Origin of the sequence: Sulfuricaulis sp. (genome assembly GCF_040901545.1) — a bacterium.
In the GTDB taxonomy this organism is placed as follows: Bacteria; Pseudomonadota; Gammaproteobacteria; order Acidiferrobacterales; family Sulfurifustaceae; genus Sulfuricaulis.
This window is the reverse complement of record NZ_JBBDYL010000027.1, coordinates 20,452-34,781: the sequence shown is the minus strand read 5'-3', so window position 1 is coordinate 34,781 and position 14,330 is coordinate 20,452. Positions and strand designations below refer to the sequence as shown.

The following is a 14,330-nucleotide window of genomic DNA, read 5'->3' as shown; positions in this document are numbered from 1 at the left end:
TTATTTGAATCTGGGATGCTCCGCCCCCGACCCAGGGTCACTTTCTTTGCACAAGCAAAGACAAATTCGACAGGATCGAATTTGGACCGCCGCAGGCGGCCCGCAGGGCGAGGACCAGGGATGGTCCGAGTCCAAAGTAACCTGCCGTGGGTCAGCCACCCACAAATATGCGTCACCGAAGGCGATACAAAACCAAATGGATATATCACTTTTCAGCCGTCACACCGATTACGAATGGGAGATCGCGCCTCACGGCGCCATGCGCGTGCCCGCGGTGCTCTACGCCGACGAAGCGCTGATCCGTGCCATGGACAACAAGGTATACGAACAGGTGTGCAACGTCGCGACGCTGCCCGGCATCGTCAAGGCGTCCTACGCCATGCCCGATGCGCACTGGGGCTACGGCTTTCCCATCGGCGGCGTGGCCGCCTTCGATCCGGATGAAGGCGGTGTGGTCTCGGCGGGCGGCGTCGGCTTCGACATCTCGTGCGGCGTGCGCTGCCTCCATACCGGACTAAACACCGAGGACGTCATGGCGGTCCAGAAAACCCTGGCCGACACCTTATATAACGAGATTCCGGCGGGTCTGGGCAGCACCGGCGACATCCGCCTGAATCCATCCGAAATGGACGCGATGCTTGCGGGCGGCGCACGTTGGGCGGTGGCACAAGGCTATGGGAGCAAACCGGATCTCGATCGCATTGAAGAGCAGGGCCAGATGCGCGGCGCGCGTCCGGATTGCGTGTCCGAGCACGCAAAGAAGCGCCAGCGCGACGAGATGGGCACGCTGGGTTCGGGCAACCATTATCTCGAAGTACAGAAAGTCGCGGAGGTGTTCGACACGAAAACAGCGAACGTGTTCGGCATTCGCGAAAACGACGTCGTCGTCAGCATCCATTGCGGCTCGCGCGGTCTCGGGCATCAGATCGGCACCGAGTTCCTGAAAGAAATGGTCGTCGCCGCGTCGCGCTATGGCATCACCCTGCCCGACCGCGAACTTGCCTGCGCCCCGATCAACTCCCCGCTGGGCGAGGATTACCTTGGCGCCATGCGTGCCGCCATCAACTGCGCGCTCGCCAACCGGCAGATTCTCACCCATCTCGTGCGCGATGCCTTCGCCCGAGTACTGCCCAAGGCGCGTCTGCCGTTGCTTTACGACGTCTCCCATAACACCTGCAAGGTGGAGGATCATGTCGTGGACGGAAGACCGCGCAAGCTTTACGTGCACCGCAAGGGCGCGACGCGCGCCTTCGGTCCGGGCCATCCTGATATTCCCGACATCTTGCGCGCCGTCGGCCAACCGGTACTGATCGGTGGTTCCATGGGTACCGGATCTTACATACTGGTGGGCGCCGCAGCAGGTGAAGCGCTGTCATTCAGTTCCGCCTGCCACGGCGCCGGCCGCGCCATGAGCCGGCACCAGGCGTACAAAACCTGGAAAGGCCGGCAGGTGATCGACGAGCTGGCGGCGCGCGGGATTCTGATTCGCAGCCCCTCCGGTCGCGGCGTGGCCGAAGAGGCGCCGGGCGCCTACAAGGACGTATCCGCCGTGGTGGACGCCGCCGATGCCGCCGGACTGGCACGAAAAGTGGCGCGCCTTGAGCCTTTGGTTTGCATAAAAGGATAAAAAATCAAATGGACAAGATTCACAGGATTAACAGGATTACTTCTCAAAAATCGAAAGCATCTTGGTTGTTGTCGATTTAATCCTGTTAATCCTGTCTATTCATTCTTTATGTCAGGTCAGGTTTACATCGGGACCAGCGGCTGGAATTACGATTCCTGGCGCGACGACTTCTACCACGGGATTCCACGCAAAAACTGGCTGAGATTCTGCGCCGAGCATTTCAACAGCATTGAAGTCAATGCCAGCTTTTACCGTCTGCAAAGCAAGGAAACATTTCGTCGCTGGCATGACGCGACGCCGGCCGATTTCCGCTTCGCCATCAAGGGCAACCGCTTCCTGACGCACAACAAGAAACTCGCCGATCCGCTGCCCGCCATTCGCCTCGAACGCGATCACGCCAGGGGCCTGGGTGAAAAACTCGCGGCCGTCATATGGCAACTGCCGCGACCGTTTCGCAAAAACATGGAGCGCTTGCAGCTGTTCGCCAGGGCGCTGGAATCCTGGCCCCGGGCGCGACACGCGATCGAATTCCGCCATGACTCCTGGTTCGACGATGAAGTCGCCGCGTGCCTGCGCACGCATCACATTGCCGTCTGCCAGTCGGACGCCGCCGACTGGCCGCTGTGGGACGCCGTGACCACCGACATGGTGTATGTCCGGCTGCACGGACACGCAGTCACTTACGCCTCGGCCTACGGCACGAGAGAACTGGGACAGTGGGCCAAACGCATCCATCGCTGGCTCAAGCAGGGTCGCAACGTCCACGTCTACTTCGACAACGATGCCCTGGGCGCGGCCCCGCGAAATGCCCAAGCGCTGGCCGCGCTGGCGGGATGCAACTGATCATGCCTGTGCACAACGCCGACATCGCCGCCATCTTCGAGGAAATCGCCGACCTCCTTGAAATTGAAAACGCGAACCCGTTCCGCGTGCGCGCCTACCGTAATGCCGCGCGCCAATTGCAAGGCATGGGCGTGCCGGTCGCGGAGATGCTATCCCAGGGCGAGGACCTGACCGAATTGCCCGGTATCGGCGATGATCTCGCGGCCAAGATCGGGGAAATCGTCGCGACCGGCATGTGCCGGTCTCTGGAAAAGCTGCGCAAAAAAACTCCGCCCAGCATCACGGAACTGCTCAAGATCCCCGGCCTCGGACCCAAGCGTGTGCGCGCGCTCTACCATGAGCTCGATGTGCATACCGTGGAGCAGCTCGCCCGCGCCGCGCAGGATGGACGCATTCGCGAACTGCCGGGCTTCGGCGCTAAAACCGAGCAGACCATTCTGCAAGCCATTTCGGCGCACGTGACCGAGCAGAAGCGCTTCAAGCTGGCCGTGGCGGCCCAGTATGCCAAGCCGCTGAAAAAATATCTGGAAAAAATCCCGGGTGTCGGTCGGGTGATGCTGGCGGGCTCCTACCGTCGCTTCAAGGAGACCGTGGGCGATATCGACATTCTGGTGACGGCGACGAACACTGAAAATGTGATGGACCGGTTCGTCGCCTATGACGAGGTCAGGGACATACACGCCAAGGGCAGCACGCGCGCCACCGTGATCCTCAAATCCGGCCTGCAAGTGGACGTGCGCGCGGTGGACAAAGACTGCTTTGGCGCCGCGTTGCAGTACTTCACCGGCTCCAAGGCGCACAACATCGAGATCCGCCGGCTGGCGCAGGAACACGGGCTCAAGGTAAGCGAGTACGGCGTCTTCAAAGGCGAAAAACGCCTTGCCGGCGATACGGAGGAATCCGTATACCGGGCGGTCGGTCTGCCATGGATAGCGCCCGAACTGCGTGAGAATCGCGGCGAAATCGAGGCCGCGCGCGCCGGCAAGCTGCCCAAACTCGTGGAACTCGCCGACCTCAAGGGCGATCTGCACGCCCATACCAAGGCCACCGACGGCCACAACACCCTGCGCGAGATGGCCGCGGCCGCGCGCGATCAGGGCCTGGAGTATCTCGCGATCACCGAGCACTCGCGCCGGCTCACGGTGGCGCACGGGCTTGATCCGCAGCAACTGCGCAAGCAGATGAACGAAATAGACAAATTGAATAGCCAGTCCAAGAACATCATCATATTAAAAGGCATCGAGGTGGACATCCTCGAGGACGGGCATCTCGATCTGCCGGATGACGTGCTTTCCGAGCTGGATCTCGTGGTCGGCGCGGTGCACAGCCAGTTCCACCTCTCGCGCGCGAAACAGACCGAGCGCATCCTGCGTGCGATGGATCGCCCTCATTTCTCCATCCTGGCTCACCCGTCGGGGCGTTTACTCGACAGTCGCGAGCCGTATGACGTAAACATGCTCAAGATCATTCGCAAGGCACGCGAACGTGGTTGTTTCCTGGAGCTCAACGCCCACCCGAAGCGGTTGGACCTGCTGGACATCTACTGCCAGATGGCGCGCGACGAAGGTGTGCTGGTCGCCATCAGTTCCGACGCCCACGGTATCCGGGATTTCGACAATCTCCTGTATGGCGTGGGCCAGGCTCGGCGCGGCTGGCTGGAAAAAAAGGATGTGCTCAATACCCGATCGCTCAAGCTGCTGCGAACGCTGCTTAAGCGTACAATTTCCTCCTAGCCGGATTGAGCCGCGCGCAGCGCTGCGCGCGGCTCAATCCGGCGGCAACCCGAACCGCACAAGCACATGGACAAGATCGTGCTTCAAAAGGGTGACACCCTGATCGTCGTGGACGTGCAGAACGATTTCCTTCCCGGCGGCAGCCTGGCAGTTACGCAGGGCGACGAGGTCGTGCCGATATTGAACCGCTACATCGCCGCCTTCGCGGCGCGCGGATTGCCCGTTTACGCCACGCGCGACTGGCATCCGCCCGACCATTGCTCCTTCAAGGCGCAGGAAGGGCCCTGGCCGCCGCATTGCGTGGCCGAGACAAACGGCGCGCGCTTTGCCCGGGATCTGGAATTACCGGCGGGCGCGACAATTGTCTCGAAGGCGACCGAGCCGGGGAGGGACGCCTATTCCGGTTTTGAAGGAACCCGACTCGATCAATCTCTGCGTGAAAAAAATATCAAACGCGTATTCGTCGGCGGTCTCGCCACCGATTATTGCGTTCTGAATACCGTTCGGGACGCCTGTAAACTCGGCTACGATGTTTTCCTGCTGTCCGATGCCATCCGCGCCGTCAACGTCAATCATGATGACGGCCTGAAGGCCGAAGCGGAGATGGTACGACTCGGGGCGCAGCCGATCGCCTTGGCTTCGCTCGGCACATGATTGAACTTCCGAAAAGCCCCCTGCTCACCGATCTCTACCAGCTGACCATGCTGCAGGGATACTTCGAGCAGGGAATGAACGACATCGCCGTTTTCGAATTCTTCGTGCGGCGGCTGCCGCCGAATCGCGGCTTTCTGCTCGCGGCCGGTCTGGAACAGGTGCTGGCATTTCTCGAAATCCTGCATTTCAGCGGGGCGGAACTCGAGTGGGTGCGCGATTCCGGACGCTTCAGTCGTGATTTTCCCGAGTCACTGGCCAAGCTGCGCTTCACGGGTGACGTGCATGCCATGCCGGAGGGAACCGTATTCTTCGCCGATGAGCCGATCCTGCGCGTGACCGCCCCCCTTCCCCAGGCGCAGCTTGTCGAAAGCCGGATTATCAACCTGCTGCATTTCCAGACACTCATCGCATCCAAGGCCGCGCGCGTGGTATTGGCGGCTCCCGGCAAGCTGCTTGTTGATTTCGGTTTGCGCCGCGCGCACGGAGCCGAGGCGGCGTTGCTCGCCGCGCGGGCCAGCTACCTCGCCGGATTTCAGAGTACCTCGAATGTGCTGGCGGGTGCTGAATTCAACATACCGGTGGCCGGCACCATGGCGCATTCCTTCATCCAGGCGCACGACAGCGAAACGCTGGCCTTCGAGCATTTTGCCCGCGCGCAACCGGAAAACGTGATATTGCTCATTGACACTTATGACACCGAGGCAGCGGCGCGTGAGGTGGTGCATCTGGCGCCACGGCTTGAAAAAATGGGCATCGCCATCAAGGCAGTGCGGCTGGACAGCGGTGATCTCGCCGAACACTCCAGAAACGTACGCCGGATTCTGGACAATGCCGGGTTGAAGGAGATTCGCATTTTCTCCAGCGGCAGTCTCGACGAATATGCGGTGCAAAACCTGCTTGCCCGCGGCGCGCCGATCGACGGATTTGGAATCGGTACTCACATGGCTACCTCATCCGACGCCCCGTTTCTGGACTGCGCGTACAAGCTGGAGGAGTACGCCGGACGCCCGCGGCGCAAGCGTTCCGAAGGCAAGGCCACCTGGCCCGGACGCAAGCAGGTGTATCGAACATACGGTGCCGGTGGCGCTATGTCCGGTGATGTGCTCACCCTGGATGATGACCCGACGACGGGAACGGCGCTGATCGTGCCCGTGATGCGAGACGGCAGGCGTATCCGCGGTCCGGAAACCCTCGAGGATATCCGCCGGCGATCCACGCAGGAACTCGCTCGCCTGCCGGCCGGCTTGCGTGCCCGTCAGGATGGACCGCCGTATCCCGTGATCGTGGCCAAGGCGGTACGTGAACTGGCAGCGAAACTTGACCGGCAGTCCATGCAGAATTGACGCATCATGACCGACGATCCCTTCGTCACCGAAATTTCACGCCATATCTGGGACAGCAAGTACCGGTACCGGGACGGCGACACCGTGCATGACCGGACTGTCGACGATACCTGGCGACGCGTCGCGCGCGCCCTGGCCGGCGTGGAACGGGAACATTCCTCCCGGTGGGAAACGATTTTCTACGAAACGCTGAAAAATTTTAAATTTCTTCCGGGCGGCCGGATCCAGGCCGGAGCCGGCACAACGCGGCGCGTCACGCTGTTTAACTGTTTCGTCATGAACGTCATTGAAGATTCAATGGACGGGATATTCGACGGACTGAAGGAAGGCGCGCTCACCATGCAGCAAGGCGGCGGTGTGGGCTATGATTTTTCAACCCTGCGACCGAAAGGCGCGCCGGCCCGTGGCGTCGGCACCGTCGCCTCCGGTCCGGTTTCCTTCATGAAGATCTGGGACGCGATGTGCGCGACATTGCTCTCCACCGGCGCGCGGCGCGGCGCGATGATGGCCACGCTTCGCAGCGATCATCCCGATATTGAGGAGTTTATCGACGCCAAGCGGGACAGCCAGGTACTGCGCCATTTCAATCTATCCGTGCTGGTCACCCAGGCGTTCATGGACGCCGTCCGTCAGGATGGAGCATGGGCGCTCGTTTTCCCTGTTGACAGTGGCGACTCGGCGGAGGGAGAGACCGTGATGCGCGCCTGGTCGGGAAATAACGAACCGGTGCGCTGCCGCATTCACGGAAAAATCCGCGCCCGGTCACTCTGGGACAGGCTCATGCGCGCGACCTATGACTATGCCGAGCCCGGCGTGCTGTTCATCGACCGGATCAACGAATTCAATAATCTTTGGTATCGCGAGCAGATCAGCGCCACCAACCCTTGCGGCGAAATTCCGTTGCCTCCCTACGGCGCCTGCGATCTCGGCTCAATTAACCTGACGGCATTCGTGCGCGATCCCTTCAGCGACAAGGCGCAACTGGATCTGGACGGCATACATCAAACCGCCGAAATCGCCACGCGAATGATGGACAATGTGATTGATGCCTCGCTGTTTCCGCTTGCGACACAAGCTGCCCAGGCACGCGGCTCGCGCCGAATCGGTCTCGGTGTCACGGGCCTGGCGGACACGCTTGTCATGCTGGGCCTGCACTACGGTGAAAAACCGGCGCAGGAGCTGGCCGCGCGCGCGATGCAACGGATCTGTCATGCGGCTTACCGCGCTTCGATCGCGTTGGCGAAAGAGAAAGGGGTGTTCCCTTATTTTGAAAAAGAGAAGTATCTGCAGGGAAAATTCATCCGGACACTTCCGCCTGACATCCGGGAAGACATTGCGCAACATGGACTGCGCAACAGCCATTTGACTGCAATCGCCCCGACCGGCACGATCAGCCTGCTCGCGAACAACATTTCCAGCGGCTTGGAGCCGGTGTATGAATTCAGCCATAAGCGCCGGGTGCTCGAACTCGATGGAAATTATTCCGAACACGATCTGACCGATTTCGCCCTGCGCCTATGGCGCCAGCAGCGTGGGTCTGAAAAACCCACCCGGGCTTTTGTGGACATATCCGCCCTCTCGCCTTCGGCGCATCTCGGGATGCAGGCGGCGTTACAACCCTTCGTGGATAATTCCATCTCCAAAACCATCAATGTCCCGCGCCATTATCGTTTCGACGACTTCAAGGAAATTTACCGGCAGGCCGACCACATGGGCCTGAAAGGCTGCACCACATTCCGTCCCAATCCCGTCACCGGCGAAGTATTACGCGGCGAGAAAAACGGCGATCTGGCTCCGCACTGCTGTCACGTCGAGCGCGAGGCGGATTGACGGCGATCCCTGTTAACCGGGCACGCATCCCGATACAATCCGGCGATCGGCTGCGGAAAACCACCATGAAAAAAGCGGTAGTGGATAACCCGGTTTCCGACGTGAAAATTCAGGCCACCGGCGGCAAGACTTCCAGCCTGCGTTCGCTTAAGGGAAAGTTTACCGTGCTGTATTTCTACCCCAAGGACAACACGCCGGGCTGTACCCTGGAAGGCCGTGATTTCCGCGATCATTACAGCCGGTTCGAGAAACTCAACACCGTCGTCTACGGCGTATCGCGAGACAACCTGGCGTCACACGAAAAATTCAAGGCCAAATTCAAGTTCCCCTTCGAGTTGATCTCCGATGAAGACGAAACGCTCTGCAAACTCTTCGATGTTATGCGGGAAAAGAGCCTATACGGCAGGAAATACCTCGGCGTGGACCGCAGCACATTCATCCTCGACGACCACGGCGTGCTGCGCAAGGAGTTCCGCGGCGTCAAGGTAAAGGGTCACGTTGAGGCGGTCATCGAGGAAATCGAGAAACTGCGAAAATCCGGTACCAAGCGTCAATGACCAACAAGCGCAAGATTTTCGTCGTCGACACCAACGTCCTCATCCACGATCCCACTTCGATTCTGCGCTTCCAGGAACACGATGTGTACATCCCCATCGTGGTGCTGGAAGAACTCGATAACAGCAAGGTGGGGATGTCCGAAATCGCGCGTAACGTGCGCCAGGTCAGCCGCTTGCTCGATGAGCTGGTGGAAAAGGCCAATGGCGACATCAGCCACGGGATAAAGCTTCCCTCGGTCTCAAAAGACATCGAGACCGGACATCTTTATTTTCACATGGAACAGGCGCGGAGCCCTTTGCCCTTCGGCCTTTCCGGGCGCAGTTCCGACAATGCCTTGCTGGGCATCACGCTCGACCTCGGGAAAGGCCATCCTGACCGTCAATCCATCCTCGTCACGAAAGATATCAACTTGCGTCTCAAGGCGCGCGCCCTCGGCATTCTCGCGGAGGATTACACCAACGATCAGGTATTGGACGACGCCAACCTGCTCTACACCGGCATGGAGAAACTGGACGGGGATTTCTGGGAAACTCACAGCAAAAAGATGGAATCATGGAAGGAAGAGGGCCGCACGTTTTACCGCCTGCGCGGACCGAAGGCACGCGCGTGGATTCCGAATCTGTTTATCTTCACCAACGACCAACGTCCGTTCGAGGCCGTGGTGCGCCGGATCGAGAATGATGCGGCGGTCATCGAGGTCGTTCAGGACTATGCCGCGGAGCGCAATAAAGTCTGGGGCATCAGCGCGCGAAATCGCGAGCAGAATTTTGCCTTGAATCTGCTCATGAATCCGGAGATTGATTTCGTTACCCTGCTTGGACAGGCCGGCACGGGAAAAACCTTGCTCACGCTCGCATCCGCGTTGATGCAAACTCTGGAAATCAAGCGCTACACGGAAATCATCATGACGCGCATGACCGTCCCGGTAGGCGAGGACATCGGCTTTCTACCCGGCACGGAAGAGGAAAAAATGGGTCCGTGGATGGGGGCGCTTGAAGACAATCTCGACGTGCTGCAGGAAACCGCGACCCATGAGCACGGGGCCTGGGGTCGCGCCGCCACGCACGATCTGCTCCGGAACCGCATCCGCATCAAGTCGCTCAACTTCATGCGTGGGCGCACGTTTCTGAAAAAATTTCTCATTATTGACGAAGCGCAGAACCTGAGCCCGCACCAGATCAAAACCCTCGTCACCCGCGCCGGTCCCGGCAGCAAGATCGTGTGCCTCGGTAATATCGCCCAGATCGACACGCCGTATTTGACGGAAACGACATCCGGCCTGACGTACGTCGTAGACCGGTTCAAGACATGGGAACACAGCGGACATGTAACACTGCAACGTGGCGAACGCTCGCGCCTGGCGGATCACGCTACAGAAATCTTGTAACACAATCGACACGCCATCGCGGTAATGAGTGCCGATCGAAACAGACGTAAAAACGCCTCAGAATCCTTGCAGTTTCAGCTTGAGGTCGGTGGCGCTGGTTGCATAGAACAAAGCGGTTTCTTCATCGATGTATCCCTGCTTGACCAGCTGGAGCAACGCTGCATCGAAACTGAGCATGCCCTCGGCCGCTGTTCCTTTGCGGATCAAATCGCCCAGTTCCTTGACCTTGAGCGGATCCAGAATATATTCACGCGCCAGCGCCGAAACGGTCATGACCTCGCAGGCGACAATGCGGCCCTGGTTGTTCTTGCGCGGCAGCAGACGCTGGCTGACCACGCCACGGAGATTTTGCGCCAGTTTAGCCCGGATGCCGACCTGTGCCTCCGGCGGAAAACTGGTGACGATGCGTGAAATGGTTTCCGCCGCCGCCGGTGAATGCACGGTCGAGAAAACGAGATGGCCGGTTTCCGCCGCCGTCATGGCGGTCTCGATGGTCTCCGGATCGCGCATTTCGCCCAAGAGAATTACATCCGGGTCTTCACGGAGAGCGGCGCGCATCGCTTCGGCGAAGGTATTGGTATCAATACCAACCTCGCGTTGTGTGATAATGGAGCGCTTTTCAGAAAAGAGAAATTCGACGGGGTCCTCGATGGTGATGATGTGCTCGCTGCGCGAGAGATTGATGCTGTTGATGAGCGAGGCGAGTGTCGTGGATTTACCGCATCCGGTGGCGCCGGTCAGCAATATCAAACCCCGTTCCAGTTTAGTAAAATCTCTCACTATTTCCGGCAGCAATAATTCCTCGGGGGTCGGTATGTTGGTGCTGATAACGCGCAGCACCATGCCAATCGAGCCACGCTGGTAAAATATATTGGCACGAACGCGCCCGATATCCTTGAATCCAATCGAAAGGTCAACCTGGTGTGCCTTTTCGAACTGCGTCTGAAGCCGGGCGGACATCATCGTACGTGACAATTGTTCCATGAATTCCGGCGGGAACGGAGGAATTTCGCGCAAGCCGCGCAGGTTGCCGTCAACCCGCAGAATCGGATGATTGCGCGTGCGTAAATGAATATCCGATGCATTGACGCGCACCGCGTGGGCCAGAATCTGGCTGAGAAGCTTGAGTGGGTCGGTTGATCCGGTTATCGCCCCGGTTACCGGCTCGTTCTCGCCGACGGATCCCGGAACGGATTTGGTATTTCGATTACTGGTGGTTTCGGTCATTGTTCGTTGCTATTCAAATGCTCGATGGATGATCAGGATGCTACTAGTTTAGACCATATTGCCCGGTGCGCGATCAGGGTTAAATCCGCATTCAACAAGATAATCGCCGGGAAAAGCTGAAACTGACCGGCCAGGGGAATTCGGCTGTTACGATCAGCGGCCGGTACATATATTAAAACCTGAAAATCGCCGACTTTAAGAAAGGGTGGTTATTGCCAACCGAGGAAATTCAGAATTATAAAAGCGAAAAGCGTCACGGAAAGCCGAACCCGTTTAAACACGCGACGAGCCTCGTTCAGCTCTTTTTCAGCAAAAAGGTGTACTCGCCATTTAATGCCTTTGACTCCAGGAGTTGATTGCCGGTTTGCTTCGCGAACACCTCAAAATCTTTTGCCGAACCCGGATCGGTGGCCAATATCAGTAGTGTCTGACCGGTAGTCAGCATATTCAGCGCTTTCTTGGCACGCAAGATAGGCAGAGGGCAATTCAGTCCGCGAGCATCAAGTTCCTGATCAGCCATTTTTCGTCCTCGAACAGAAACGAACTCAGAAATGATAGGTTCAACTATAGCGCAATCATATCGAGTTCACATATTGAATGAAACGTCGTCAATGCAGCAGGCCGCCATTTCCCTTTTTGTTAGTATCTCTAATTTGCAACTGTCAGCGACATTCACACCACAAATGGGGGGACTGGCGCAGGCATTTCACGGTTTTTTCTGTTAACCTATTGAAAGTTATAATTTAAGCCCCCATGATTTTTTGACGTTGCTTTTGCTGGAATCTATCTCGACGGTTTCCTCAACCAACGTAAAGTTTCTCGGTCGAAAATTTGACTAATCACTCTTAGAATAATGCCCATGTCATATAAGTTATTTCCTGCAGTACTCGCGGCAAGTCTTCTGCTCCAGAGTGGATTATCCTCCGTGTTCGCCGCCAACACCGCGCTCCCCGACCTCGGCGACGAATCGATCGCGGTGATATCCCCGACGCAGGAACGCAAGCTGGGCGAAAATCTCATGCGGCAGTCGCGGCGCACGCTGGCATTCATGGAAGATCCGGAAACCAACGAGTACATCCAGATGCTCGGACAAAAGCTGGTGTCAAACAGCGACGGGGCGCGCCAGGATTTCCGGTTTTTCGTGATCAATAATCCTACCGTCAACGCGTTCGCGCTACCGGGCGGATTTATCGGTGTACACACGGGTCTCATATTGACCACAAAAAGCGAGGCCGAGCTCGCTTCTGTTCTCGCCCATGAAACGGCACACATCACCCAACGCCACATCCCGCGTTTAATCACGGAATCGCAGCGGACCAGCCTTCCCGCCATGGCGGCCATTTTGGCCGGTATACTGCTGGCGAGTTCCGGGCATCAAAGCGGCGAGGCCGCGATCGCATTAACCAGCGCGGCGGTTACCCAGAAAGGAATCAACTACACGCGCACATTTGAAGAGGAAGCCGACCGCATCGGCATGCAGATTCTGGCTCAATCGGGTTTTGACCCGCGTGCCATGCCGGCATTCTTCGAGCAGATGCAGAATCTCAATCGATTGAATGAGACCAGTCTCCCCGAATATCTTCGTACGCACCCGGTGACCACCAATCGCATTGCCGATTCGCGCAACCGCGCCGAGAAATTCCAGGTTCGTCAAGTTCCTGACAGTCTGGAATTCGAGCATGTCCGCGCGAAGATACGCGCGCTCTCCCCGGGCAATCCGGATGAAATCACCCGCGGATTCAGAGAAAACCTGGCTCAGGGAAAATACCGTAACGCCGACGCGGAGCATTACGGGTATGCGGTGGCGTTGCTGCGGGCGCGGCAACTAGCGAATGCGCGGGTGGAAGCAAAGAAATTGACTGAGCGTCAACCGAACAAATTAACCTATCGTATCCTGCAGGCGGAAATCGAGATGGCGGCGCAGAATTACCAGCAGGCACTTGCCCTTTATGCCGATGCCACCGCCAAATATCCCATGAATGCAACCCTGATGCGGTACCACGCCGGCGCGGTGCTCAAGACCGAACGGCACGCGCCGGCCAAGGAACTGCTGGCGCTCGCGCTGAAACAGCGTCCGGATGACCCGGCGCTTTACAAAATGCTGGCTCAGGCTGCCGGCGGCACCGGCTCGAACCACGAGGCACACAAGGCGCTCGCCGAATACTATTATCTGAATGGAAATCCCCATGCGGCGATCGAGCAGTTGCAGCTTGCGGCCCGTTTTGCCGGAGACAATTTCTATCTGCAATCAAGCCTTGAGGCCCGAATTGCCGCCATCCGGGAAGAGATCAAAGCCTATCAGGAAAAATAGCTGTTGGCGCTGGGCCCGGTCCGCCAGCCGTCGATTCCACGCGTGTTCTTAATACCGTAAGGGTTATCGGCATATTGGCTTACTCTCTCGGAAGTAGTTTTTTCCTCAGACAAGTTCCGCTGCGGCACCCGTGGCTTAGCCGGCGCAGTATATTAACCAATGCTTATATTCGGTGCTGCTTCCCGTGCAATCAGGGGGTTGTCATTCCCGATGAGGAAGGTATGCTACTTCGCGGACGTCAAATTGTTTAGCCGTCGAGACGGTTATCCCGCTCACAGACGCGCCGGCCGGTCGAGATGACATGTGGGTTGACTGAACTGAACTGCAGGAGGAGCAATGCGTATTACCGCTCATTTAGTAGTAGTAGCAGCAGCCGCTACCGGCGTGGCCGCGGCTTTGCTGGGCATCGGGCTGCTCCTGACCGCGCCCGCGGTCAATGCGGATGCCGACGATTCGCACAGCGCCGTCTGCAAGGACAAAGCCAATCCCCCGAAGGATATGGTGACGCAGGGATTTTGCATCGCCATCGACCGCAAAAAGGGCAACTGCATGGCGTGTCATGCCATGCCCAACATCACTTCAGGCAACATCGCGCCACCCCTGGTTTCCATGAAACAACGGTACCCGGACAAGGCGAAGCTGCGTGACCAGATTTGGGATGCGGCCAAGGCCAACCCGCATACGGTCATGCCCCCGTTCGGACGCCATCAGATCCTGACACCGGAAGAAATAGACAAAGTTGTGGAATTTGTTTTGACCTTGTGATGTCAAAACATAATGCTCAATATCGCGAGCAATACTCACTTTAAAGACATTT

At 58.1% G+C, this 14,330-nt stretch carries 12 protein-coding genes; 10 read left to right on the top strand and 2 right to left on the bottom strand.

The window, feature by feature from the left end:
• The first annotated feature begins 196 nt into the window (after window positions 1-196).
• From WD823_RS05140 to WD823_RS05105, 8 genes are all read left to right on the top strand, one after another.
• Window positions 197-1,627 (top strand): RtcB family protein, encoded by a 1,431-nt coding sequence (locus tag WD823_RS05140; RefSeq protein WP_368428414.1) that lies wholly within the window; start codon window positions 197-199, stop codon window positions 1,625-1,627.
• Between the two features lie 108 nt (window positions 1,628-1,735).
• Window positions 1,736-2,470 carry a DUF72 domain-containing protein gene (locus WD823_RS05135; RefSeq protein ID WP_368428413.1) on the top strand — a complete coding sequence of 245 codons (735 nt, stop codon included), beginning with the start codon at window positions 1,736-1,738 and terminating at the stop codon, window positions 2,468-2,470.
• A gap of 2 nt (window positions 2,471-2,472) precedes the next feature.
• The gene (polX, locus tag WD823_RS05130; RefSeq protein ID WP_368428412.1) at window positions 2,473-4,203 is read left to right on the top strand and encodes a DNA polymerase/3'-5' exonuclease PolX; all 1,731 of its coding nucleotides are present in this window, start codon (window positions 2,473-2,475) and stop codon (window positions 4,201-4,203) included.
• A 66-nt stretch (window positions 4,204-4,269) separates the two neighbouring features.
• Complete coding sequence (locus tag WD823_RS05125) at window positions 4,270-4,857, top strand: isochorismatase family protein (RefSeq protein ID WP_368428411.1); 588 nt, start codon at window positions 4,270-4,272, stop codon at window positions 4,855-4,857.
• Window positions 4,854-6,200, top strand: a complete 1,347-nt coding sequence (locus WD823_RS05120) for a nicotinate phosphoribosyltransferase (RefSeq protein ID WP_368428410.1) — start codon at window positions 4,854-4,856, stop codon at window positions 6,198-6,200. Before WD823_RS05125 ends, WD823_RS05120 begins: the two co-directional genes overlap by 4 nt.
• Before the next feature lie 6 nt (window positions 6,201-6,206).
• On the top strand, window positions 6,207-8,030 hold the full coding sequence (locus WD823_RS05115; protein ID WP_368428409.1) for an adenosylcobalamin-dependent ribonucleoside-diphosphate reductase: 1,824 nt from the start codon (window positions 6,207-6,209) through the stop codon (window positions 8,028-8,030).
• A gap of 65 nt (window positions 8,031-8,095) precedes the next feature.
• Window positions 8,096-8,587: a peroxiredoxin gene (locus WD823_RS05110; RefSeq protein ID WP_368428408.1), complete on the top strand. Its 492-nt coding sequence runs from the start codon at window positions 8,096-8,098 to the stop codon at window positions 8,585-8,587.
• On the top strand, window positions 8,584-9,975 hold the full coding sequence (locus tag WD823_RS05105) for a PhoH family protein (RefSeq protein WP_368428407.1): 1,392 nt from the start codon (window positions 8,584-8,586) through the stop codon (window positions 9,973-9,975). The genes WD823_RS05110 and WD823_RS05105 overlap by 4 nt, the downstream gene beginning before the upstream one ends.
• 57 nt (window positions 9,976-10,032) lie before the next feature.
• Here WD823_RS05105 and WD823_RS05100 read toward each other — a convergent pair whose 3' ends face one another.
• Together WD823_RS05100 and WD823_RS05095 are read right to left on the bottom strand one after the other, a co-directional pair.
• The gene (locus WD823_RS05100; RefSeq protein WP_368428406.1) at window positions 10,033-11,202 is read right to left on the bottom strand and encodes a type IV pilus twitching motility protein PilT; all 1,170 of its coding nucleotides are present in this window, start codon (window positions 11,200-11,202) and stop codon (window positions 10,033-10,035) included.
• 295 nt (window positions 11,203-11,497) lie between these two features.
• Complete coding sequence (locus WD823_RS05095) at window positions 11,498-11,722, bottom strand: sulfurtransferase TusA family protein (protein WP_368428405.1); 225 nt, start codon at window positions 11,720-11,722, stop codon at window positions 11,498-11,500.
• Between the two features lie 339 nt (window positions 11,723-12,061).
• Between WD823_RS05095 and WD823_RS05090 the strand changes: the two genes are divergently transcribed.
• Window positions 12,062-13,513, top strand: coding sequence for a M48 family metalloprotease (locus WD823_RS05090; RefSeq protein WP_368428404.1), 1,452 nt, complete (start codon window positions 12,062-12,064; stop codon window positions 13,511-13,513).
• Between the two features lie 336 nt (window positions 13,514-13,849).
• Window positions 13,850-14,278, top strand: a complete 429-nt coding sequence (gene soxX / locus WD823_RS05085) for a sulfur oxidation c-type cytochrome SoxX (protein ID WP_368428403.1) — start codon at window positions 13,850-13,852, stop codon at window positions 14,276-14,278.
• The last annotated feature ends 52 nt before the right edge of the window (window positions 14,279-14,330 follow it).

Coding starts and splice junctions, on each gene's coding strand:
- WD823_RS05140 (WP_368428414.1), top strand. CDS start 197: ATGGATATATCACTTTTCAGCCGTCACACCGATTACGAATGGGAGATC.
- WD823_RS05135 (WP_368428413.1), top strand. CDS start 1,736: ATGTCAGGTCAGGTTTACATCGGGACCAGCGGCTGGAATTACGATTCC.
- polX (WP_368428412.1), top strand. CDS start 2,473: ATGCCTGTGCACAACGCCGACATCGCCGCCATCTTCGAGGAAATCGCC.
- WD823_RS05125 (WP_368428411.1), top strand. CDS start 4,270: ATGGACAAGATCGTGCTTCAAAAGGGTGACACCCTGATCGTCGTGGAC.
- WD823_RS05120 (WP_368428410.1), top strand. CDS start 4,854: ATGATTGAACTTCCGAAAAGCCCCCTGCTCACCGATCTCTACCAGCTG.
- WD823_RS05115 (WP_368428409.1), top strand. CDS start 6,207: ATGACCGACGATCCCTTCGTCACCGAAATTTCACGCCATATCTGGGAC.
- WD823_RS05110 (WP_368428408.1), top strand. CDS start 8,096: ATGAAAAAAGCGGTAGTGGATAACCCGGTTTCCGACGTGAAAATTCAG.
- WD823_RS05105 (WP_368428407.1), top strand. CDS start 8,584: ATGACCAACAAGCGCAAGATTTTCGTCGTCGACACCAACGTCCTCATC.
- WD823_RS05100 (WP_368428406.1), bottom strand. CDS start 11,202: ATGACCGAAACCACCAGTAATCGAAATACCAAATCCGTTCCGGGATCC.
- WD823_RS05095 (WP_368428405.1), bottom strand. CDS start 11,722: ATGGCTGATCAGGAACTTGATGCTCGCGGACTGAATTGCCCTCTGCCT.
- WD823_RS05090 (WP_368428404.1), top strand. CDS start 12,062: ATGTCATATAAGTTATTTCCTGCAGTACTCGCGGCAAGTCTTCTGCTC.
- soxX (WP_368428403.1), top strand. CDS start 13,850: ATGCGTATTACCGCTCATTTAGTAGTAGTAGCAGCAGCCGCTACCGGC.